The organism is Methylobacterium sp. Leaf456 (assembly GCF_001425465.1).
Taxonomy (GTDB): domain Bacteria; phylum Pseudomonadota; class Alphaproteobacteria; order Rhizobiales; family Beijerinckiaceae; genus Methylobacterium.
On the sequence record NZ_LMQV01000043.1, the window covers coordinates 278429 to 299995 of the forward strand.

General features: G+C 68.9%; 21 protein-coding genes. 4 read left to right on the forward strand and 17 right to left on the reverse strand.

The features are described from left to right. Positions 1-10: 10 nt before the first annotated feature. The 4 genes from ASG52_RS22780 to ASG52_RS22795 form a co-directional block, all read right to left on the reverse strand. Complete coding sequence (locus ASG52_RS22780; protein WP_056248227.1) at positions 11-2377, reverse strand: RNA degradosome polyphosphate kinase; 2367 nt, start codon at positions 2375-2377, stop codon at positions 11-13. Between the two features lie 104 nt (positions 2378-2481). Beyond that, positions 2482-2925, reverse strand: coding sequence for a UCP034077 family protein (locus tag ASG52_RS27985; protein WP_200945650.1), 444 nt, complete (start codon positions 2923-2925; stop codon positions 2482-2484). Continuing rightward, positions 2922-3650 carry a P-loop NTPase family protein gene (locus ASG52_RS22790; RefSeq protein ID WP_056248230.1) on the reverse strand — a complete coding sequence of 243 codons (729 nt, stop codon included), beginning with the start codon at positions 3648-3650 and terminating at the stop codon, positions 2922-2924. Before ASG52_RS22790 ends, ASG52_RS27985 begins: the two co-directional genes overlap by 4 nt. A gap of 36 nt (positions 3651-3686) precedes the next feature. After that, on the reverse strand, positions 3687-4799 hold the full coding sequence (locus ASG52_RS22795; protein WP_056248232.1) for an AI-2E family transporter: 1113 nt from the start codon (positions 4797-4799) through the stop codon (positions 3687-3689). A 182-nt stretch (positions 4800-4981) separates the two neighbouring features. Between ASG52_RS22795 and purM the strand changes: the two genes are divergently transcribed. Both purM and purN read left to right on the forward strand, forming a co-directional pair. Then, a complete protein-coding gene (gene purM / locus ASG52_RS22800; protein ID WP_056248856.1) occupies positions 4982-6049 on the forward strand; it encodes a phosphoribosylformylglycinamidine cyclo-ligase in 1068 nt (355 codons plus the stop codon). A 181-nt stretch (positions 6050-6230) separates the two neighbouring features. After that, a complete protein-coding gene (gene purN / locus ASG52_RS22805; RefSeq protein ID WP_056248234.1) occupies positions 6231-6890 on the forward strand; it encodes a phosphoribosylglycinamide formyltransferase in 660 nt (219 codons plus the stop codon). 4 nt (positions 6891-6894) lie between these two features. Here the strand turns inward: purN and ASG52_RS22810 are convergent, their stop codons facing one another. The 11 genes from ASG52_RS22810 to ASG52_RS22860 all read right to left on the reverse strand — a co-directional run bounded on the left by ASG52_RS22810 (position 6895) and on the right by ASG52_RS22860 (position 17663). Continuing rightward, positions 6895-8466: a SpoVR family protein gene (locus ASG52_RS22810; RefSeq protein ID WP_056248236.1), complete on the reverse strand. Its 1572-nt coding sequence runs from the start codon at positions 8464-8466 to the stop codon at positions 6895-6897. Between the two features lie 52 nt (positions 8467-8518). Then, complete coding sequence (locus ASG52_RS22815) at positions 8519-9820, reverse strand: YeaH/YhbH family protein (protein ID WP_056248239.1); 1302 nt, start codon at positions 9818-9820, stop codon at positions 8519-8521. Between the two features lie 93 nt (positions 9821-9913). Further along, entirely contained in the window at positions 9914-11866 is a 1953-nt protein-coding gene (locus ASG52_RS22820) for a PrkA family serine protein kinase (protein WP_056248242.1), read from the reverse strand. A gap of 250 nt (positions 11867-12116) precedes the next feature. Continuing rightward, on the reverse strand, positions 12117-12587 hold the full coding sequence (locus ASG52_RS22825; protein ID WP_056248244.1) for a hypothetical protein: 471 nt from the start codon (positions 12585-12587) through the stop codon (positions 12117-12119). Between the two features lie 126 nt (positions 12588-12713). Further along, positions 12714-13133 (reverse strand): hypothetical protein, encoded by a 420-nt coding sequence (locus ASG52_RS22830; protein ID WP_056248247.1) that lies wholly within the window; start codon positions 13131-13133, stop codon positions 12714-12716. Positions 13134-13233: 100 nt separating this feature from the next. After that, complete coding sequence (locus tag ASG52_RS22835) at positions 13234-13710, reverse strand: MerR family transcriptional regulator (protein WP_056248250.1); 477 nt, start codon at positions 13708-13710, stop codon at positions 13234-13236. Positions 13711-13792: 82 nt separating this feature from the next. Further along, positions 13793-14116, reverse strand: coding sequence for an integration host factor subunit alpha (locus tag ASG52_RS22840; RefSeq protein ID WP_056248253.1), 324 nt, complete (start codon positions 14114-14116; stop codon positions 13793-13795). 294 nt (positions 14117-14410) lie between these two features. Next, positions 14411-15385, reverse strand: a complete 975-nt coding sequence (locus ASG52_RS22845) for a beta-ketoacyl-ACP synthase III (protein WP_056248256.1) — start codon at positions 15383-15385, stop codon at positions 14411-14413. A 49-nt stretch (positions 15386-15434) separates the two neighbouring features. Then, positions 15435-16469, reverse strand: a complete 1035-nt coding sequence (gene plsX, locus ASG52_RS22850) for a phosphate acyltransferase PlsX (RefSeq protein ID WP_056248259.1) — start codon at positions 16467-16469, stop codon at positions 15435-15437. Positions 16470-16600: 131 nt separating this feature from the next. Then, on the reverse strand, positions 16601-17122 hold the full coding sequence (locus ASG52_RS22855; RefSeq protein WP_056248262.1) for a YceD family protein: 522 nt from the start codon (positions 17120-17122) through the stop codon (positions 16601-16603). A 1-nt stretch (position 17123) separates the two neighbouring features. Next, positions 17124-17663 (reverse strand): ubiquinol-cytochrome C chaperone family protein, encoded by a 540-nt coding sequence (locus ASG52_RS22860; RefSeq protein WP_056248859.1) that lies wholly within the window; start codon positions 17661-17663, stop codon positions 17124-17126. A gap of 154 nt (positions 17664-17817) precedes the next feature. On the opposite strand from ASG52_RS22860, the gene ASG52_RS22865 reads away from it, so the two are divergent. Further along, positions 17818-18315, forward strand: coding sequence for an outer membrane protein assembly factor BamE (locus tag ASG52_RS22865; protein WP_056248265.1), 498 nt, complete (start codon positions 17818-17820; stop codon positions 18313-18315). Here ASG52_RS22865 and ASG52_RS22870 read toward each other — a convergent pair. Further along, positions 18309-18944 (reverse strand): HAD hydrolase-like protein, encoded by a 636-nt coding sequence (locus ASG52_RS22870; RefSeq protein WP_056248268.1) that lies wholly within the window; start codon positions 18942-18944, stop codon positions 18309-18311. The genes ASG52_RS22865 and ASG52_RS22870 overlap by 7 nt on opposite strands. 135 nt (positions 18945-19079) lie before the next feature. Between ASG52_RS22870 and ASG52_RS22875 the strand changes: the two genes are divergently transcribed. Next, positions 19080-20375, forward strand: coding sequence for an ammonium transporter (locus tag ASG52_RS22875; protein WP_082552703.1), 1296 nt, complete (start codon positions 19080-19082; stop codon positions 20373-20375). A 58-nt stretch (positions 20376-20433) separates the two neighbouring features. On the opposite strand, the gene ASG52_RS22880 is transcribed toward ASG52_RS22875, so the two are convergent. Next, complete coding sequence (locus ASG52_RS22880; RefSeq protein ID WP_056248271.1) at positions 20434-21522, reverse strand: alkene reductase; 1089 nt, start codon at positions 21520-21522, stop codon at positions 20434-20436. Between the last annotated feature and the right edge of the window lie 45 nt (positions 21523-21567).

Below are 21567 nucleotides of genomic sequence, written 5' to 3' on the forward strand. Positions count from 1 at the left end.
AGCCTAGTGGTCAGGAGCGCTGCGCGCGGCGGCTGAGCGCCCGCGGGCTCGACTTCTTCGACGACTTGCCGCGCCCGGACAGGCTCGGATTCGTCATGAAATACTTGTGCGCGTTGAACGGCTCTTCCCCTTCCGCGGGGCCGATCCGCTCGCAGGCACCCGACGCCAGTACACGCCAGCTCTGGCGGTTGTCGAGGAGGTTGGCCAGCATGATCTGGTCCAGCACCTGCTGATGCACAGTCGGGTTGGTGATCGGCAGCAACGCCTCGACGCGCCGGTCGAGGTTGCGGCTCATCAGGTCGGCGGACGAGATGTAGACGGTCGCCTTCGGGTGCGGCAGCCCGGCCCCGTTGCCGAAGGCGTAGACGCGCCCGTGTTCGAGGAAGCGCCCGACGATCGACTTCACCCGGATCGTCTCCGACAGGCCGGGGATGCCGGGGCGCAGGCAGCAGATGCCGCGCACCACGCAATCGATCTGCACGCCCTCCTGGCTGGCGTCGTAGAGCGCGTCGATGATCTGGCTGTCGACCAGCGAGTTGCACTTGATCCAGATCGCCGCCGGGCGCCCGGCACGCGCGTGCGCGATCTCCTCCTCGATGTGCTGGAGCAGGCGCGGCTTCAAGGTGAGCGGCGAGACCGCCATGCGCTCCAGCTCGGCCGGCTCGGCATAGCCGGTGACGTAGTTGAAGATGCGTGACACGTCCCGGCCGATCGCCGGGTCGGCGGTGAAGAAGGAGAGGTCCGTGTAGATGCGCGCCGTGATCGGGTGATAGTTGCCGGTGCCGATATGGCAGTAGGTGACGAGCCGGTCGCCCTCGCGGCGCACCACCATCGACAGCTTGGCGTGGGTCTTCAGCTCGACGAAGCCGAACACCACCTGCGCGCCGGCCTTCTCAAGGTTGCGCGCCCAGCGGATGTTGGCCTCCTCGTCGAAGCGCGCCTTCAACTCGACGAGCGCGGTCACGGACTTGCCGGCTTCCGCGGCCTCGGCGAGGGCCGCGACGATCGGCGAGTTCGAGGAGGTGCGGTAGAGCGTCTGCTTGATCGCCACCACGTTCGGGTCGCGGGCGGCCTGATAGAGGAACTGCACCACCGAATCGAACGACTCGTAGGGGTGGTGGACGCAGAAATCCTTCTGGCGGATCGCGGCGAACACGTCGCCACCCGACTCGCGGATGCGCTCGGGGAAGCGCGGGTTGTAGGGCTTGAACTTGAGGTCCGGCCGGTCGATCCCGACGATCTGCGACAGCTCGTTGAGCGCCAGCGTCCCCTCGACGAGGAAGATCGCGTCGTGGGCGATCTCCAGCTCGTCGGCGACGAAGGTGCGCAATTCCTCGGTCATCCCGGCCTCGACCTCGAGGCGGATCACCACGCCGCGGCGCCGCCGCTTGATCGCCGATTCGAAGTGCAGGACGAGGTCTTCGGCCTCCTCCTCGATCTCCAGATCGGAATCGCGCACCACCCGGAAGGCGCCCTGCGCCTTGAGGGTGTAGCCGGGAAAGAGCCGAGCGGCGAACTTCACGATCACCTGCTCGATGGCGATGAAGCGCGCGGTCGTCTCGCCCTCGCGGTCGGGCAGGCGCACGAAGCGGTCGAGCACCGCCGGCATTCGGATCAGCGCGCGCAAGGTCCGCCCGTCGCGGGGGCGCACCAGCATGAAGGCGATGGTCGAGCCGAGGTTCGGGATGAACGGGAACGGATGTGCCGGATCGATGGCGAGCGGCGTCAGCACCGGAAAGACGTGGGCGAGGAAGTACTCCTCCAACCACGCCAGTTGCTCGGGCGACAGCTCCACCGGTTCGGCGAGGTGGATGCCGTTGTCGTTCAGCTCCTCGCGCAATTGCCGCCAGCGCTCCTGCTGATCCAGCGCCAAGCGCGACACCTCGGCGCCGATCCGCACGAGCTGCTCGGCGGGGCTCAACCCGTCCTGCGACGGCACGGTGAGCCCGGCCCGGACCTGATCGTGCAGGCCGGCGACCCGCACCATGAAGAACTCGTCGAGGTTGTTGGCCGAGATCGAGAGGAAGCGCAGCCGCTCCAGTAGCGGATGGTTGGGGTTCGAGGCCTCCTCCAGCACCCGGCGGTTGAACTGGAGCCAGGACAGCTCGCGGTTGACGTAGCGCTCGGGCGAGTGGCGGAGCGCCCGGCCCGCCTCGATCACCGGCTCGCGGGCGGCCTCGGTCGCGGCGGGGTCGGCGCCGGTGTCCGGCTCGGAGGGCTTTTCGGCGGCCTTCTCGGCGGCGATGATGCGCGCGGCCCGCGCCGTGCGCGCCCGCGCCGTCTCGCTGCGCACCCCCCGCTCGGTGGCGAGGCTGGTCTCTTCGGTCTCCATCGCCTCGGCGTCCTGCACCAGAGCGTCCGACTCGGCTTCCGACAACGTGCGGGCTCCTCTCCGTTCGATCGCGGCCGGCTCCCTAACATGGGCGCGGCGCGCGTGTTTGACAGTTCGATGACAGCACGACGGTCATGGCGGCACGGCGGCTACTCGGGCTCGCGCTGCGCCTCGTCCGCGAAGATCGTCATGGCGGCGCCGAGGTTGCGCGCCTTGATGCGCGGCCCGTTGACGTAGCTCAGGTGGATCAGCGTCTCGCCGAGCAAAGCCTTGAAGCCGGGCGTGAGCGTGACGGGTAGGCAGCGCGAGAACGGCGCGTAGGCCGCCTCGGAGAAACGCTTCTGCGCGTCGGCGTCGCCTGCGAGGCGTTTGCCCACCACGCGAGGGGGCCCGCGCATGCCGCCGTCGGGCGCGAGCAGGAACTGGAAGGCGATCAGCGAGCCTTCGGTTCCCTTCGGCACCGTCCAGCAACGCACGAACAGGGCGCGCAGGTCGGCCCAGTTGTCGATGCCGCCGGGCGGCACGCTCTCCGGCGCCGCCCGCGCGGTGGCCGGGATGAGCGTCAGGAGGACGAGCAGGGCGGTCCGCGTCACGGTTCGTCCTCCTCCGTATCACCCTCCATTCCGGGCTCGTCGCCGCCGAGCCGGTCGAGCACGGCGAGCGCCAGCGGCTTGGAGATGCGCCGCCGCCGGCCGAGCGCGTCGCGGTCGAGTTCGGCCACGACCTCGCGGGCGCGGGCCAGCGAGCGGTCGATGCGCAGGGCCAGGGCCTCGACCACGGAGAGATCGACCACGAGCTGGCGATCCACGAACAGCTTGACGATCACCGCCTTGAGCAGCCCGTCGTCGGGCGGGCCGATCTCCGCACCCGGTGCGAGGCGCAGGCGCGAGCGCAGGTCCGCGACCTTGAGGCCGAAGCCGTCGACGGGCCCGGAGGCGGTGAGCAGTACCGGAAAGCGCCGCTCGCGCGCGAGGTTGAGCAGGTGGAACAGGGTCGCCTCGTCGCGGCCGGCCTCGCGGTCCACGTCCTCGACCACGAGGGCGCCGTTGGAGATCAGGTGGGCGACGCGTTCGCCATCGATGTCCGCCGCCGCGACGGTCCAGGCCTGAGCCCGGCTCGCCCAGATCGAGGCGAGGTGGCTCTTGCCGCTGCCCGGAGGGCCGCGCAGCAGAAACACGGTGTCCGGCCAGTCCGGCCACGCCTCGATCAGGCCGTAGGCATCCTCGTTGGAGGGGCTGACCAGAAAATCCTCCGCGCCGTAGCGCGGATCGAGGGCGAGGTCGAAGGACAGCTGCTTCGGGGGAGCGGTGTCGCGCATGGGGCCAGCATACACCGCGCCGGGTTACGGGTCTCGTCAGTCGCGGGGGGCGAGCTTGGGCGCCTCGGTCTCTCCGATGAGCAGAGGGCCGTCGCCGCGGTAGAGCCGGCTTTCCAGATAGCGCTCGATGCCGAAGCGCACGACCACGCCGATGGAGGCCGCCACCGGCACGGCGAGCAGCAGGCCGACGAAGCCGAACAGCGAGCCGAAGGCGAGCAGCGCGAACATCAGCCAGACCGGATGCAGGCCGACCGAATCGCCGACGAGCTTGGGCGAGATGACGTTGCCCTCCAGGAACTGGCCGACCACGAACACGCCGACGGTGAGCCCGATATGCAGCCAGTCGCCGGTGGGCCACCACTGCGCCAGGGCGACGCCGACCGAGAGCAGGAAGCCGGTGAGCGTGCCGACATAGGGGATGAAGGTGAGAAAGCCTGAGATCATCCCGATCAGCACGCCGAAGTTCAGCCCGACCATGAACAGGCCGACGGCGTAGAACGAGCCGAGGATCAGGCAGACCAGGCTCTGCCCGCGCACGAAGCCGGTGACGGCGCCGTCAATCTCAGCCGCAAGGCGCCGCACGGTCGGGCGGTGGCGCGGCGGCACCCAGCGGTCGAGCGCGGCGATCATCCGGTCCCAGTCGTGCAGCAGGTAGAAGGCCACGACCGGCGTCACCACGAGCAGCGAGGCGATGGAGACCAGCGCCTGACTGCCGGTCCAGAGCGACTTGAGGAAGGCGAGGAACCACGTCCCGCCCTGGCCCACCAGGGTGCCGACGGAGGATTGCAGTTCGCCCACCACCTCCTTGCCGCCGAGCCGCTCCAAGAGCGGTCCGGCCCGCTCGACGAGGATCGATTGCAGCCGCGAGACGGTGCCGGGCAGGGTGTTGACGAGTGCGGCGATCTGGCCGGCGGCCAGCGGCACGATGATGATGAGCAGCACCACGAAGCCGACGACGAAGCCCGCCAGGATGATGAGAGTCGCGGCCAAGCGTCCGAGGCCGAGCCGCTCCAGCCTGTCGGCGAGCGGATCGAGCAGGTAGGCGAGCGCCAGCCCCGCCACGAACGGCAGCATCACCTCGCGCAGCTCGTAGAGCAGGAAGAGCAGAACCGCGAGGATCGAAAGCCCGATGATGGCCCGTGCGCGCATCGAGGCTCCTACCGTCCCGTCGCCGTCGTTGCCGGAAGAGTGGGAAGCGTGGCCCGGCGGGTCAAGGCGCGGCGCAAGGATGCTGTGCCTGAGCGCGGTGCCTTGCGCGCGCGGGTGTGGCCAAGTGCGGCGCGATGTGGCAGCGCATGTTCCATGAATCGTGGAAGCGCGACGGGACGGCGATGACGGCGCAGGACGGGAACGGGCTCACCTACGCGCAGGCCGGCGTCGACATCGACGCGGGCAACGCGCTCGTCGAGACCATCAAGCCGCTGGTGCGCGCCACGCGCCGGCCGGGGGCGGATGCGGAGATCGGCGGCTTCGGCGGCCTGTTCGACCTCAAGGCCGCGGGCTTCAAGGATCCGATCCTGGTGGCTGCCAACGACGGCGTCGGCACCAAGGTAAAGATCGCGATCGAAACCGGGCGCCACGCCACCATCGGCATCGACCTCGTGGCGATGTGCGTCAACGACATCATCGTCCAGGGCGCCGAGCCGCTGTTCTTCCTCGACTACTACGCCACCGGCAAGCTCGTTCCCGGTGTCGGGGCCGACATCGTGCGCGGCATCGCCGAAGGCTGCCGGCAGGCGGGCTGCGCGCTGATCGGCGGCGAGACCGCCGAGATGCCGGGCCTCTACGACGGCGCCGACTACGATCTCGCCGGCTTCTCGGTGGGCGCGGCCGAGCGCGGTACGCTGCTGCCGCGGCCGGGCATCGGGCCGGGCGACGCGGTGCTCGGCCTGCCGTCCTCGGGCGTCCATTCCAACGGCTTCTCGCTGGTGCGTCGGATCGTGGCCAAGACCGGGCTTGCCTGGGATGCCGACGCGCCGTTCGCGCCCGGCCGCTCCCTCGGCGAGGCGCTGTTGGAGCCGACCCGCATCTACGTGAAACCCTTGCTCGCTGCGCTGAAGCGCGCGGGCGGCATCCGGGCGCTCGCCCACATCACCGGCGGGGGCTTCCCCGACAACCTGCCGCGCGTCCTGCCGGACGGCGTCGGCATCGAGATCGATCTGTCCGCGATCGCCGTGCCGCCGGTCTTCGGCTGGCTCGCGCGTGAGGGCGGGGTCGCCGAGCCCGAGATGCTGCGCACCTTCAACTGCGGTATCGGCATGGTCGTGGTCGCTGCCGCCGACGCGGCCGACGCGGTGGCCGACGCACTCACCGAGGCCGGCGAGGCGCCCGTGCGGCTCGGACGGATCACCGAGCGGGGGGCGGAGCCCGTGACGTTCACGGGGCGGCTTGCGCTCTGAGGCGCATGACGGCGCCTCGTCCCATTCACACACCTCATCCTGAGGTGCCGTAGCGAAGCGGAGGCCTCGAAGGAGGGCTCCAGACATCTCGCGATCCCTGGAGCCCTCCTTCGAGGCCGCTCACGCGGCACCTCAGGATGAGGGGGTTGGATGGGATGACCGGAGGTCGCCCGGAACGCCCATGTCCGTCCAAACCGCAAAAAAACGCGTCGCGATCCTCATCTCCGGCCGCGGCTCGAACATGGTCTCGCTGATCGAGGCTGCCCGCGCGCCCGATTACCCGGCCGAGATCGTGCTCGTCCTCGCGAACCGTCCCGACGCCGCCGGGCTGACCCGAGCGCGCGAGGCCGGCATCCCGGCCCGCGCCATCGACCACAAGGCGTTTTCCGACCGGACCGGTTTCGACGCCGCGCTCCAGGCGGAGCTGGACGCGGCCGGCATCGAGCTGATCGTGCTGGCGGGCTTCATGCGCATCCTCACCGACGCCTTCGTCGAGGCGTGGGCGGGGCGGATGATCAACATCCACCCCTCGCTGCTGCCGCTGTTCAAGGGCACGCACACCCACGAGCGCGCCTTGGAGGCCGGCGTGCGGCTGCACGGCTGCACCGTCCACTACGTGGTGCCGGAACTCGATGCCGGGCCGATCGTGGCGCAGGCCGCCGTCCCGGTGCTGCCCGGCGACGACGCCGACGCGCTGGCCGCCCGCGTCATCGTGCAGGAGCACCGGCTCTACCCGGCGGCGCTCGCACTGATCGCGGGGGGAGGGGCCGTGCTGGATGGCGGCCGCGTGCGTCTTGCGGAGACCGAGCACGATGCGGGCGCCGCGCTGATCTCGCTCTGAAAACTCAGAAGAAAATAGGCCGGGCGCTGGCCGTGTGCTCCACCAGCACGGCGCCGCTCGCCGGATCGACCTCCTTCAAAACCGCGTCGTAGCCCCATAAATCGGCGAGGTGCTGGAGCACGCGCCGCGCGTCGTCCTTCTGCAGGGTGATGCGGTTGAGCGCCTTGTGGTGGAGGATGAGCTTGCGGTCGCCCTCCAGATCGACATCCACCACCTCGATGTCGGGATCGAGCCACGCCACGTCGTACTGGCGCGCGAACGAGCGCCGCATCTTGCGGTAGCCGCGCTCGTCGTGGATCGCGGCGACCCGCATCTCCGGCTCGTCGGGGTCGTCGGTCACGTGGAACAGGCGCATGTCGCGCATGAGCTTCGGCGACAGGAACTGCGCGATGAAGCTCTCGTCGCGATAATTCTCCCAGCAATCGCGCAGCACCGACATGGAATCTCCCGTGCCGGCGATGTCGGGGAACCACTCGCGGTCCTCCTGGGTCGGCTGCTCCACGATGCGGGCGATGTCCTGCATCATGGCGAAGCCCAGGGCGTAAGGGTTGTGGCCGCCGAAGGAGCGGTCGTCGAAGGTCGGCTGGCGGATGACGTTGGTGTGTGAGGTCAGGAACTCGAGATAGGCCGCCTCGCTGAGCTGCCCCTTCTGCGACAGCGCATTCATGATCCGGTAGTGGCAGTAGGTGGCGCAGCCCTCGTTCATCACCTTGGTCTGGCGCTGCGGGTAGAAGTACTGCGCCACGAGCCGGACGATGCGCAGGATCTCGCGCTGCCACGGGCGCAGGCGCGGTGCGACCTTCTCCAAGAAGTAGAGGATGTTCTCCTGCGGCAGTTCGAGCAGCGCCTTGCGCCGCTCCAGCGCCGGGTCGCCCTTGGCCGCGCCGGCCTTGACCGGCAGCGTGCGCCAGAGGTCGTTGTAGATCTGCTCGCCGTGCTGCTCGCGCTCGCGCTCGCGCCGCTGCTCGCTGGCCAGATCCGGACGCTTCTTGCGCGGATAGCGGTGGACGCCCTGGCTCATCAGGGCGTGCGCCGCGTCCAGCACCTGCTCCACGGCCCCGTGCCCGTAGCGCTCCTCGCAGCGGCTGATGTAGCCCTTGGCGAAGTCGAGATAGTCGAGGATGCCCTCGGCATCGGTCCACTGCTTAAACAGATAGTTGTTCTTGAAGAAGTGATTATGACCGAAGGCGGCATGCGCGATGACGAGCGTCTGCATCGTCGCCGTGTTCTCCTCCATCACGTAGGAGATGCACGGATCGGAATTGATGACGATCTCGTAGGCGAGCCCCATCAGGCCGCGGCGGTAGCTCGCCTCCTGCTGGGCGAAGTGCTTGCCGAACGACCAGTGCTTGTAGAACAGCGGCATGCCGATCGAGGCATAGGCGTCGAGCATCTGCTCGGCGGTGATGATCTCGATCTGGTTCGGGTACCACGACAGGCCGAGTTCGGGCCCCGCCACCGCCTCGCAGGCGTCGTGGATGCGCCGGATCGTGTGGAAGTCCCAGTCGTTGCCGGAAAACAGCAGCTCGCCCGGTGGGGGCGCTGCGGACTTCGTGCGGCTCAGGCTCGCGACCATGTCGGCCTTTCTCCACGCGTTTCCCCTTCCCCTTATGGGAAGGAGACATGCCTCACGCTTCCGCCTTGGCGTCCTTGCGGCCGAACAGCTCGCGGAAGACCGGGTAGATGTCGCGGCGGTGGTTCACTTTCCGCATCGCGAGCGGCTCGCCCGCCTTGGCGAGCGCCTCGTAGGTCCGCCACAGGGTGGTGCGGTGCTCGACGAAGCCGGCGCGGGGGCCGTTCTCGTCGCCCACTTCCAGATAGGCGAAGTGCTGGCAGGCCGGCAGGATATGGGCGCGCAAGAGTTCCGTCGATGTCGGCCCGTCGGAGGAAACGTTGTCGCCGTCGGAGGCCTGCGCCGCGTAGATGTTCCAGTCGTCGGGCGAGTAGCGCTCGGCCACGATCCGCTTCATCTCGACGAGCGCCGAGGAAACCAGCGTGCCGCCGGTCTCGCGGGAGCCGAAGAAGGTCTCCTCGTCCACCTCGGTCGCCCGGTCGGTGTGGCGGATGAAGACGATCTCGACGTGCTTGTAGCGGCGCGTCAGGAAGATGTGCAGCAGGATGTAGAACCTTTTGGCGAGGTCCTTCATGTGCTCGGTCATCGAGCCCGAGACGTCCATCAGACAGAACATCACGGCCTGGGCGATCGGCTTCGGATAGGGCTCGAACCGACGGAAGCGCAGGTCGAGCGGATCGACGTAGGGGATGCGCTTCGAGCGCTCGCGCAAGGCCTCCAGCTTGAGCAGGAGGTCGGGCAGGCCCGGATCGTCCGCTTCCCGAGCCCGTGCGACCTCGGCCTCCAGCGCCTGCATCTCCTCGAGCTTGGGCCGCTTGAGGGCGATGCGGCGGGACATCGAGTTCCGTAAGGTGCGCGACAGCGCGAGGTTCGCGGGCGATCCCGAGACGGTGTAGCCGGCCCGGCGCAGGCCTTCGGTCTCGACGAGGGCGAGCCGCCGCTTGGCGAGGTCGGGCAGTTCGAGGTCTTCGAGGAAGAGGTCGAGGAATTCTTCGCGCGTCAGCACGAAGTGGAAGGCGTCCTCGCTGTTCTCCGAGCCGCCGCCGCCTTCGCCCGCGCCGCCGCCGCTCCCCCCGCCGCCCGGTGGGCGCTCGATCCGGTCACCCTCCACGTAGGTCTTGTTGCCGGGCAGGATGTAGTCCTGATGGCCGGTGCCGGGCTGGCGCGAGAAGCGTGGCTCGCGCACCCCGTCGCCCGGCACGGTGATGCGCCCGTCCTTGCCGAGGTCCTTGATGTCCTTCTCGCGGGCGGATTCGCGCACCGCCCGCTGAGCGACGTCCTTGACCCGGCGCAGGAAGCGCTGGCGGTTGGGGAGGCTCTTTCCGCCTGGATTGAGCCGACGGTCGACGATGTGCATCCGGTGTCGCTCAGCGCCTGGTTTCACGTCCCCGGTTCGGGAACAAAGGTGCGGAAATGCGGCGGCGGATGCGAGAGGCGGGGGTCGCCCGCCTCAGCCCGCCTGCTTCACCCGCATGTACCATTCCACGAGGCGCCGAACCTGACGCTCGGTGTAGCCGCGGGTGGTCATCCGATCGACGAACTCGCCGTGCTTCTTCTCGGTCTCGCTGTCCTTCTTGGAGCCGAAGGAGATGACGGGCAGCAGCTCCTCGACCTGGGAGAACATCCGCCGCTCGATCACCTCGCGCAGTTTCTCGTAGGATGTCCAAGACGGGTTGCGGCCGCCGTGCTGCGCCCGCGAGCGGAGCGCGAATTTCACGACTTCGTTGCGGAAATCCTTGGGGTTGGCGATGCCGGCGGGCTTCTCGATCTTGGTCAGCTCCTGGTTCAGGAGTTCGCGGTTGAGGAGCTGGCCGGTCTCGGCGTCCTTGAAGTCCTGATCCTCGATCCAGGCGTCGGCGTAGTCGATGTAGCGGTCGAACAGGTTCTGGCCGTAATCGTGGTAGGATTCGAGATAGGCCTTCTGGATCTCGTGGCCGATGAACTCGGCGTAGCGCGGAGCGAGTTCGGTCTTGATGAACTCCATGTAGCGCTTCTCGGTTTCCGGCGGCAGCTGCTCGCGCCGGATCGCCTGCTCCAGCACGTACATCAGGTGGACCGGGTCGGCCGAAATCTCCGTCGTGTCGTGGTTGAAGGTCGCGGCCAGCACCTTGAAGGCGAAGCGGGTCGAGATCCCGTCCATGCCCTCGTCGACGCCGCCGGTGTCCTTGTATTCCTGCATCGAGCGGGCGCGGGGATCGACCTCGCGCAAGCTCTCGCCGTCGTAGACCCGCATCTTCGAGAACAGGTTGGAGTTGGCGTGCTCGCGCAGGCGCGACAGCACCGAGACGCGGGCCAGCATCTCCAGCGTACCCGGCGCGCAGGCGGCGGCGGAGAGTTCGGAGCCGGAGATCAGCTTCTCGTAGATGCGCTGCTCTTCCGTCACCCGGAGGCAGTAGGGCACCTTGATGACGTAGATGCGGTCGATGAAGGCTTCGTTGTTCTTGTTGGTCTTGAACGACTGCCACTCGGCCTCGTTCGAGTGGGCCAGGATCACGCCGGTGAAGGGGATCGCGCCGATATTCTCGGTGCCGACATAGTTGCCCTCCTGCGTCGCCGTGAGCAGCGGGTGGAGCATCTTGATCGGCGCCTTGAACATCTCGACGAATTCGAGGATGCCCTGGTTCGCCCGGTTGAGGCCGCCCGAGTAGCTGTAGGCATCGGGGTCGGCCTGAGACAGCGTCTCCAGCCGGCGGATATCGACCTTGCCGACGAGGGACGAGATGTCCTGGTTGTTCTCGTCGCCCGGCTCGGTCTTGGCGATGGCGATCTGGCGCAGGCGCGAGGGCCGCACCTTGATCACCTTGAAGCGGGAGATGTCGCCGTCGAACTCGTCGAGGCGCTTGAGCGCCCAGGGGCTCATCAGGCCGGTGAGGCGGCGGCGCGGGACGCCGAAGCGCTCCTCGATCTCCCGGCCCATGGTCTCGGGGTCGAACAGGCCGAGCGGGCTTTCGAAGACGGGCGAGACCTCGTCGCCGGCCTTGAGCACGTAGACCGGATGGACCTCCATCAGGGCCTTCAGCCGCTCGGCGAGCGACGACTTGCCGCCGCCGACGGGGCCCAGCAGGTACAGGATCTGCTTGCGCTCCTCCAACCCCTGCGCGGCGTGACGGAAGAACGAGACGATCCGCTCGATCGTCTCCTCCATGCCGTAGAACTCGGAGAAGGCCGGGTAGACCCGGATCGTCCGGTTCATGAACACGCGGCCGAGGCGGGAATCCTTGGCGGTGTCCACCATCTCCGGCTTGCCGATCGCATCCAAGATGCGCTCGGCCGCGGAGGCGTACATCAGCGGATTGTCGCGGCAGGCCTCCAGATACTCGGAGAGCGTCATCTCCGTGTCGCGGCGCGCTTCGTAACCGCGAGCGAAGCTCTGGAACAGGTCGTTCGTCGAGTGCAGCGGCATTCGAACACCCCCTTCAGGCTGATGACAGCTTCATCCTGTCTCGGCTCGGATGCAACTGACATTGCGGGTTTTGTCGCAGCGCGAACATGCGGGGGGCTACGCGTCGCAAACGGGTCACACTCGAACCGGGCCTGCGGTTTAGCGGCCGGTCGAGCCTTTTCCGATGGGCACGGACGCGCCTTCGCCCATGCGATTCGGGCCGGCGGAGACCGCCGGCCTGTTGCATTGCAGCAGAGGGGGAGGCCGAACCTTACAGGTCGGTGGTGTCCTTCTTCTCCTTGGCCTTGTCGTCGGCCTTGCCGGCTTCGACCGTGATGCGGATGTCGCGCTTCTCGATCTCGCCGTCGGAGTTCTTGATCTCGACCACCACCGTGTCGGAGCCGGTATAGCCGGCATTGGCTTGGTAGAAGATGCCTTGCGCCTCCGCGTCCTTGTTTGGGCAGCGGTACTTGGCGGGGGTCTTCAGCTTGCCACCCTTGGTGATGAGCGAGCCGAATTTCGGCGGCGTCACGACCCGGATCTCCGGCATCGGCCCGGTCGAGCAATCCTTCTTGAGGTTCGGCACGATCACGAGACGGGCCGACTTCCCGGCCGGCACGGTCTCGCTGCGGGTCACGGTGGTCTGCGCCGCCGCGGTGCCGGCCACCCCGAGGGCGACGGCGAGCACCAGGGCCCGGGTCGCGGCCGGACCGGAGCGGAGGGCGGAGGTCGTGGACGTCATCGGCGTTTCCTCGTCGTCACGCTGGCCCGCCCCGAGGCTCGGGGAATCCGGCCTCGGCGGCGGGGGCAGGGCGGGATGTGGGAGCCGAGAGCGCTTCCGTCGAGACTGATCGTGAAAAGGTTGGCGTCAGTGCTGGATCGCGGCGGCGACGGCGCCGGCCACGCGGGCGATCTGCGCCTCGGAGAGTTCGCCGGCCAGCGTGTGGGTCAGCACCGCTTCGATCCGGGCGCGCTCGCCGAGGTCGGCCCCGGGCGTCGAGGGGATGTCGGAATCCGATAGGTCGCAGGCCTTGCGAATCGTCTCGGCGGCCTTGAGCAGGGCGGCGCGGTCGGCCGGGCCCATCTCCCAGAGCGGGGCGCGCAGGCGGCTGATGACGCGGCGCGCGTCGCGGTACTCGCGATCGATCGTGGTCGAAGCCTCGATCTGGCTGACGAGGAACATCAGTTCCAGAACCTCGTTCGCGGCCTCCGGGCAGGCGCGCACGATCCGCATCATGCGGGCGATGAGTTCCTGAGTCGGAGACATCCGGGCGCGGGGGGGAGCCATGGCGCCTCAACGTGCTCGGGCCAAGAAAGTTCGCGGCGTTCCGCTGGTCCGAACACGAAACCGTGAGATGCGGCAATCACTTGCGCGCAAGCGAGTTGTCTCAGGCCAGCGCCCCGTCCACCGGCTCCGGGTCGGCGTCGTCGAGCCCGGCGAGCAGCGCCCGGCACGAGCGCAGTTCCGACAGCACCGCCTCCAGCGTGGCGCGGTCGGAGGCGAGGCCTTCGGTCGCCTCCTCGTCGCGGTCCTGCGGCAGCGGCGGTCCGGCCTCCGCCTCGCCCCGGCCGATCGCCTGGACGAAGCGCACGCCGTGCTCCTTGAGGATGCGCTGCGCCCCGCGGATGGTGTAGCCCTGCCCGTGCAGGATGCGGCGGATGCCCTTGAGCAGATCGACGTCGTCGGGCCGGTAGTAGCGCCGCCCGCCCGCCCGCTTCGTCGGCCGGATCTGGCTGAACCGGCTTTCCCAGAACCGCAGGACGTGCTGGGGCACGCCGAGATCCTCGGACACCTCCGTGATGGTGCGGAAGGCACCAGGGCTCTTTTCGGAGTGGTGTTCGACGGATGCGAGCGGCAGACCCATGTCATGACCTCGGTCGGATGCGGCTCGGACTCACTCGGGCGCCACTCCCTGGGGGGGGCACCGGCGCCCGTGCAAAGAGGGTTTAGTCGTCGTCCTCGTCGTGGCCGTTGACGGTGCCGCCGTTGATGCGCGCCTTGAGCACGTTCGACGGCTTGAACACCATGACCTGACGCGGCTCGATCTCGACCTCGACGCCGGTCTTCGGGTTGCGGCCGATCCGCTTGCCCTTGGAGCGCACCACGAACGAGCCGAACGAGGAGAGCTTCACCGTCTCGCCCTGCGACAGGCACTGGCAGATCTCGGCCAGCACCGTCTCGACCAGGGCTGCCGATTCGGACCGAGAAAGGCCGACCTGCTGGTAGACGGCCTCGCTCAGATCGGCGCGTGTGACCGTCCGTCCCGACATGCACTCCCCTCCCGGTCGCGTTTCAGCCCGACGCGTATCTCTATGATCGGACACGCTAATCGGCGGGAGTTCGACGGTCAACCGAACCTTGGTCTTGACACGGTTCGATCGCTTCCAGCGATCGAAGCTTCTTTTTTCTGGCCTCAAGCGCCGGCAGCCGCGTCCGCGGCTTTGGCTTACGCTCCGCTAGACGCCTCGGCGTAGCCGAGGCCGCTGCGCGGGGCGCTCTTCGCGCCCGGCCATACGGATTCCTTATTGGTCAACCTTCGGCGCCCGTTACGGCCGCGCCCGATCCTACCAGCGGATCAGCGCGGCGCCCCAGGTGAAGCCGCCGCCGATGGCCTCGATCATCACGAGGTCGCCTTGCTTGATCCGCCCGTCGCGGCGGGCGGCGGCGAGGGCCAGGGGAATCGAGGCAGCCGAGGTGTTGCCGTGTTGATCGACCGTCAGCACCACCTTCTCGCGGGCGATGCCGAGCTTGTCGGCGGAGGCCTCGATGATCCGGCGGTTGGCCTGATGCGGCACGAACCATGTGAGGTCGTCGGCCGTGGTGCCCGAGGCGCGAAACGCCTCCTCGATCACGTCGGTGACGGAGCCGACCGCGAAGCGGAACACCTCGCGGCCCTCCATCCGGAGCTTACCCGTGGTCCCGGTCGAGCCCGGCCCGCCATCGACGTAGAGTTTCGAGCGGTGGCGCCCGTCGGAGCGCAGGCAGCTCGTCAGCACGCCGCGGTCGGAGGCGTCGTTCTCGCGCGCCTCCAGCACGATGGCGCCGGCGCCGTCGCCGAACAGCACGCAGGTGGTGCGGTCTTCCCAATCGAGCAGCCGCGAAAAGGTCTCGGCGCCGATCACCAGGGCGCGCTTGGCCCCGCCCGTCGAGAGGAAGCGGTCGGCGGTGGCGACCGCGTAGACGAAGCCGGCGCAGACCGCCTGGAGGTCGAAGGCGAAGCCGCCCTCGATCCCGAGCGCCGCCTGGATCTGGGTCGCTGTGGACGGGAAGGTGTGGTCCGGCGTCGAGGTGGCGCAGAGCACGAGGTCGATGTCGGCGGGCGAGAGCCCGGCGTCGTCCAAAGCCGCCTGCGCCGCCCGCGTGCCGAGCACCGAGGTGGTCTCGTCGGGGCCGGCGATGTGGCGCTGGCGGATGCCGGTGCGCTGGACGATCCACTCGTCCGAGGTCTCGATCCCCCGCTCGGCGAGTGCCGCGTTGGTGACCACGTTTCCGGGCAGGTACGCACCGCACCCGACCACGACGGAGCGCAGAAGCGCCATCGGATCCGTCCCTTCCTCAATTCCGACGACCCTGCCGGGTCGAATCTGCTTAGGCCGGCGCGACGGCGGGCGTCTGCTCCAGCATCTCCCGGATCGTCCGCATCAGGTCGTGCTGGGCCATGTCGTGGGCGAGATCGACCGCCGCGGCGAAGCCCTGCGCGTTCTCCGAGCCGTGACTCTTGATGACGATGCCCTCCAGCCCGAGGAACACGCCGCCATTGGCCCGGCTCGGGTTCATCTTCTCGCGCAACGCCGCGAAGGCCTGGCGAGCGAACAGGTAGCCGATCTTGGCCGACAAGGTCCGGCCCATGGCGGCCTTGAGGTAGCTGCCGATCTGCTTGGCGGTACCTTCCGCCGTCTTGAGGGCGATGTTGCCGGTGAAGCCCTCGGTGACGACGACATCGGTGGTGCCGCGGCCGAGATCGGTGCCCTCGACGAAGCCGTAATAGGAAAAATTCGCCGGCTCGGTCTCGCGCAGGAGGCGGGCGGCTTCCTTCACCGCCTCGTTGCCCTTCATCTCCTCGGTGCCGACATTGAGCAGCCCCACGGTCGGGCGCTCCAGATCGAGCACGATGCGGGCCATGGCCGAGCCCATCACGGCCATCTCGACGAGGTGCTCGGCATCCGTGCCGATGGTGGCGCCGACATCGAGCACGACGCTCTCGCCGCGCACGGTCGGCCACAGGCAGGCGATGGCCGGGCGCTCGATGCCCGCCATCGTCTTCAGGCAGATCTTCGACATCGCCATGAGCGCGCCGGTGTTGCCCGCCGAGACCGCGGCCTGGGCCTCGCCGTCGCGCACCGCCTGGATCGCCCGCCACATCGAGGACTTGCCGCGGCCCTGGCGCACCGCCTGGCTCGGCTTGTCGTCCATGGCGACGGAGACGGTGGTGTGGCGGATCTCGACCGCCCCCTTCAGCCGCGGCTCGGCCTCGACCAGCGGTCTCACGACCGCCTCGTCGCCGAACATCAGGAAGGTCATCTCGGGGTGGCGCTCACGGGCGATGGCCGCGCCGGGCACGACGGTCGAGGGGCCGTGATCGCCGCCCATGGCGTCGAGCGAGATGCAAACGCGGTTCGACATGATTCCTTGGGACCGGAGGCCGCTTGGCGTCCTGCGTGCGGGCGGTGAGGGCCTTGTCAGACCCGGTTCGGCGGCGCGCAAAATAACGAGCATGCCCCGCCGGGCAAACAAAAACTCATCCTTTCGGGTTTTTAGGCTGCTCCGTCGGCGCCGCCGAGCTTCTCCTTCAGGGCCTTGAGGTCGGCGAACGGCAGCGGGTCCTCGCCCGCCTTCACCGGATCGAAGGCGACGCCGGGCTTGCGCGGATAGGGGTCGAGCCCGAGCGCCAGGAATTCGGCGGTGAGCGCGCCGAAATCGATCCGCCCGTTCACGATCGGGTCGGGCAATTCGACATCCTCGGCATCGGTATCGTTCAGGATGTCGGCGTTGGTGAACGCGACATCGACCGGCTCCGTCACCTTCGCCTCGAACGGCTCCAGGGTGACGGTGCAGACCTGGGTCACGGTCGCCTCGACGGTTCCGCCGACATGCAGCCGGGTCAGCGAGCCGCTGAGCCGGAAACGGCCGACGAGATCGCGGATGCCCGAAATCTTGAAGTCGCGGGCGAGCGCGGCGCATTCCTCGGGGTTCGCCTCGACGGTGATCTCGGCGCGGTCCTTGTTCAGGCGCTCGACGTTGACCGTGCGGGAGAGCGGGCCGTTCGGGGCGGTCATCTCAGGCCTCCTGCAGCGTGGCGGCGAAATGCGGCCCCTGGGTCAGCAGGGCATCGAGATCCTGGGTGGCGAGGTTTTGGGCGCTGGCCGCGACATAGGCCGCGAGACGTTCCGCCGTTTCGGGATCGTCCTGGGCCAGCACGTTGCGGGCGAGCGCCGCGGCGAGGCCCGGCCCGTCCCCCGCGTCCAGCGCGGTGCCGTAGGCGCCCGCGCGGGCATAGAACGAGGCGCCGAGCTTCTTGATGCGCTTCGACACGCCCATGTCGCCGACGCCGAGTTCGCGCAGGCTTTCGTCGAGTTGCACGAACACCGAATCGATCAGCGCCTGCGCGACCTCGTCGGCGGGCGGCGGCAATTGCCCGAGGCGGCGCAGCACGAGGATGACGTGCAGGCTCAGCGCCTCGAACCGCCCTTCCACCGTGTCGGGCACGCCCAGCACCTCGTAGAGATCGGGCCGGCGCGCGGCCTCGCCGATACGCTGGTGCAGCGTCCCGATCGTCCGGCGCCGCTCGCGGGCGCGGCGAAGAAACCCTGGAATCATCTGCTCCACCGGATCGGCCGGGCCTGTGGCCGAGCTTGCCTTGTCAAAGCCATATCCCCGCGGTACGGCAACCTCCGACCAGGGTGCAAGTCCGAAGACGCACGAGCGAAATCGTGCCGCGGATTCGTCCCGCATGATGGAAACAGGGGGGCCGATGTCGCGCCGTCTCGTCTCGTCGCTCGTCCGCGCGACTGTCCTCGGCACGATCGCGCTCGGCGTCTCGGGCTGCATCGGCGAGGAAATCCGCCACGGCTACCAGATTGATCAGGCCGCTCTCGCCACGGTGAAGCCGGGCCAGAACGCCGAGCAGGTGCTGCAGATCCTCGGCACGCCCTCCACCGTCTCCACGGTCGGCAACAAGTCCTGGTACTACATCAGCCAGACCACGAGCCGCACGGTGCTGTTCCTCGGCGAGAGCGTGCAGGACCAGAAGGTGACCGCGGTCTACTTCACCTCCGGCATGAAGGTGGAGCGCGTGGCGCTCTACGGCCTGCAGGACGGGCGCGTGTTCGACTTCATCGAGCGCAAGACCCCGTCGAGCGGCGCCGACCGCGCCTTCCTCAGCCAGCTCTTCCGCGGCCTGACCCGCTACGAGCCGTTCGGCAGCGGCGCCGGCACCTCCATCGTCCCCGGCGCCCGCGCCGGTCAGTAAGCCACCGCTTCTACGATGTCGCCCGGCTCGCCGAACAGGTGAGCCGGCGCCTGTGCTTGGAGCGCCGCGCGCTCCGTGTAGCCCCAGGCCACCGCCCCGAAGGCGCAACCCGCCTTGGCCGCGGCCTCGGCGTCGCGAATCTCGTCGCCCACCGCCAGCATCGCGCCCCGAGACACGCCCGCTTGGCGAGCGACCGCCCGCAGATGCCGCGCCTTGCCGAACAGCGAGGCGCCGCAGGCGTAGTGGCGGATGTGGGCCCCTGATTCCCCGAGCGCCCGCCGCACCGTCGCCTCGCCGTTCGAACTGACCACCGCGAGCCCGATCCCGGCCGCGTCGAGGGCGACGAGCATCTCCGGGACGCCGGGAAACAGCCGGATGCCGTCGGCGTCGCGAACCGCGAGCGCCCGCATGTGACGGGCGATCAGCGGCATCTTCCAGGCCGGAATGCCGAGTTCCTGGATGATCGCGCGGGCGCTCAAGCTCCGCAGCCGCTCGACCTCGTGCGTCTCGACGCGGCGGAAGCGGTAGCGGTCGGCGACCCCGTTCAGCACCGAGCCGAACCACGGGAACGTGTCGGCGAGCGTCCCGTCGAAGTCGAAGGCGATGAGGCGGTAGGGGGGACGGCTCACGCGAAACGTCCGGGGCCATGGTGGCGCGAACACAACATCTTGTCCGCCTTCTGCCCGACTGCCGAATGAGCAGGCTTGCCTAACCATGAGGCAATCTGCTTCTGAGCGCGGCTCTTTCCTCGCAAGGTTTTTCCCATGGTGTCGCTCCCCGCCCGAGGCCTTTCGGGCCTTGCGCTCCTGATCCTCTCGGCATCCCCGGCACTCGCCGCCACCGCCCCTGAGACCGGTAGCACCGCCTGGGTGCTGACGGCCTCCGCGCTGGTGCTGTTCATGACGCTGCCGGGGCTCGCCCTGTTCTACGGCGGCCTCGTCCACGCGCGGAACGTGCTCTCCGTGCTGATGCAGTGTTTCACGATCTGCTGCATCGCCTCCGTGCTGTGGGCGGTCTGTGCCTACAGCCTCGTGTTCGACGGCGACGGCGCCTTCATCGGCACGCTGAACAAGGCGTTCCTCGCCGGCCTCGAACCGGTCCGCTCCGGCACGGTGCTGCCCGAGACCGTGTTCGCGCTGTTCCAGATGACGTTCGCGGTCATCACCCCCGCGCTCATCATCGGCGCCATCCCCGAGCGCGTTACCTTCCCCTTCGTCGCCCTGTTCTCCGCCCTGTGGCTGCTCCTCGTCTACGTGCCGGTGGCGCACTGGATCTGGGGCAGCGGCTGGCTCGCCGGGCTCGGCACGCTCGATTTTGCCGGCGGCATCGTCGTCCACACCACCGCGGGCGTCTCGGCGCTGGTGCTGGCGATCCTGATCGGGCGCCGCCGCGGCTTCCCGACGACGCTGACCCCGCCCCACAGCCCCGGCATGACCATGATGGGCGCCGGCATGCTCTGGGTCGGCTGGTTCGGCTTCAACGGCGGCAGCGCCCTCGCGGCGGATGCCGCCGCGGGCAACGCGATCCTCGTCACCCATCTCTCGGCCTCGGCCGGCGCCATGGCCTGGACGGCCGCCGAGTGGATCAAGATTCGCAAGCCCACTTCGATCGGCATCGTCACCGGCTGCATCGCGGGGCTCGCCACCATCACCCCGGCCGCGGGCTACGTCTCGCCGGCCGCGGGCCTGCTGATCGGCACCGCGGGCGGCCTCGTCTGCTTCTTCGTGACCCTCACCGTGAAGCACCGTCTCGTCATCGACGATTCGCTCGACGTCTTCGCCGTCCACGGCGTCGGCGGCATTTTGGGATCTTTGCTGCTGGCGGTGTTCCTGCTGCCCGGCCTCGGCGGCATCGGGCTCGCCGAGGGCAAGACCGTCCTGAGCCAGCTTGCCGTTCAGGCGCTCGCCATCGGCGTGACGGCGGTGTGGTCGGCGTTCCTGACGGTCGGCCTCGTCAAGCTCATCGGCCTCGTCACGCCGCTTCGCGTCGATCCGGAAGCCGAGCATGACGGCCTCGACCTGACGAGCCATGGCGAGCGCGCCTACGAGTTCACGCCGTAGATCAAAAAAAAGCGGTCCCGCTCGCGCGGGACCGCTCTCGAACCGAGCAGGGAAGGCCTCAGGCCGCCTGCTTCTCCGCCGTCGGGTAGTCGACGTAGCCCTCCGGGCCCTGGCTGTACCAGGTCTTCATGTCGTCCTTGGCGAACGGCACGCCTTGGGCGATGCGCTCCGGCAAATCCGGGTTGGCGATGAAGGGGCGGCCGAAGGCGATGGCGTCGGCCTCGCCCGATTCCACGGCGGCCTGGGCGCGCGGGCCGTCGTAGTCGCAGTTCAGGATCACCGGGCCGCCGAAGCGCTCCTTGATGACCGGCGCCACGGGGGCCACCGTCGCCTTGCCGAAGGTGCCGTCCGGGCCCGGCTCGCGCATCTCGATGAAGGCGAGGCCGACGCGGGCCATCATCTCGGCAGCCAGTCCGAAGACTTCGTGCGGGTTCGAATCGTCCACGCCCTGGATCGGACCGTTGGGCGAGAAGCGGATGCCGGTGCGCTCAGGCCCGACCACGCCCGCCACCGCCTGCGCCACCTTGGTCACCAGCCGCACCCGGTTCTCGACCGAGCCGCCGTAGCGGTCCGAGCGCTTGTTCGAGCCGTCGCGGATGAACTCGTCGAGGAGGTAGCCGTTGGCCGCGTGGATCTGCACGCCGTCGAAGCCCGCCGCGATCGCGTTGCGCGCCGCGCGCTCGTAATCGGCGAGCAGGCGCGGGATCTCGTCCTCGCGGAGCGCGCGGGCCTTTCCGTAAGGCTTCTTGCCCTCATAGGTGTGGGCCTCGTCCGGCGCGGTGCTCTCGGAAGCTGCGACCGGCGGCTCGCCGCCCAGGAAGTCGGGATGGACGAGGTAGCCCATGTGCCAGAGCTGGCTGACGATGCGCCCGCCCTTGTCGTGGACCGCCTTCACCACCGGCTTCCAGGCCTCGACCTGCTCGTCCGACCAGATGCCCGGCGCGTAGGGCCATCCGAGGCCTTCCTGGCTGATGCCGGTGGCTTCCGAGATGATGAGCCCGGCGCCCGCGCGCTGGGCGTAGTACTCGGCCATGAGCGGCGTCGGTACGTGGGTGCGGGTGCCGCGGGCGCGGGTCAGCGGCGCCATGAGGATGCGGTTGGGCAGCGCGATGGCGCCCAGCGTGATCGGATCGAACAGGTTCGGCATTCGGCTCTCTTCAGGGCAATCGGGGCGCTGCCGGCCGGGAAACCA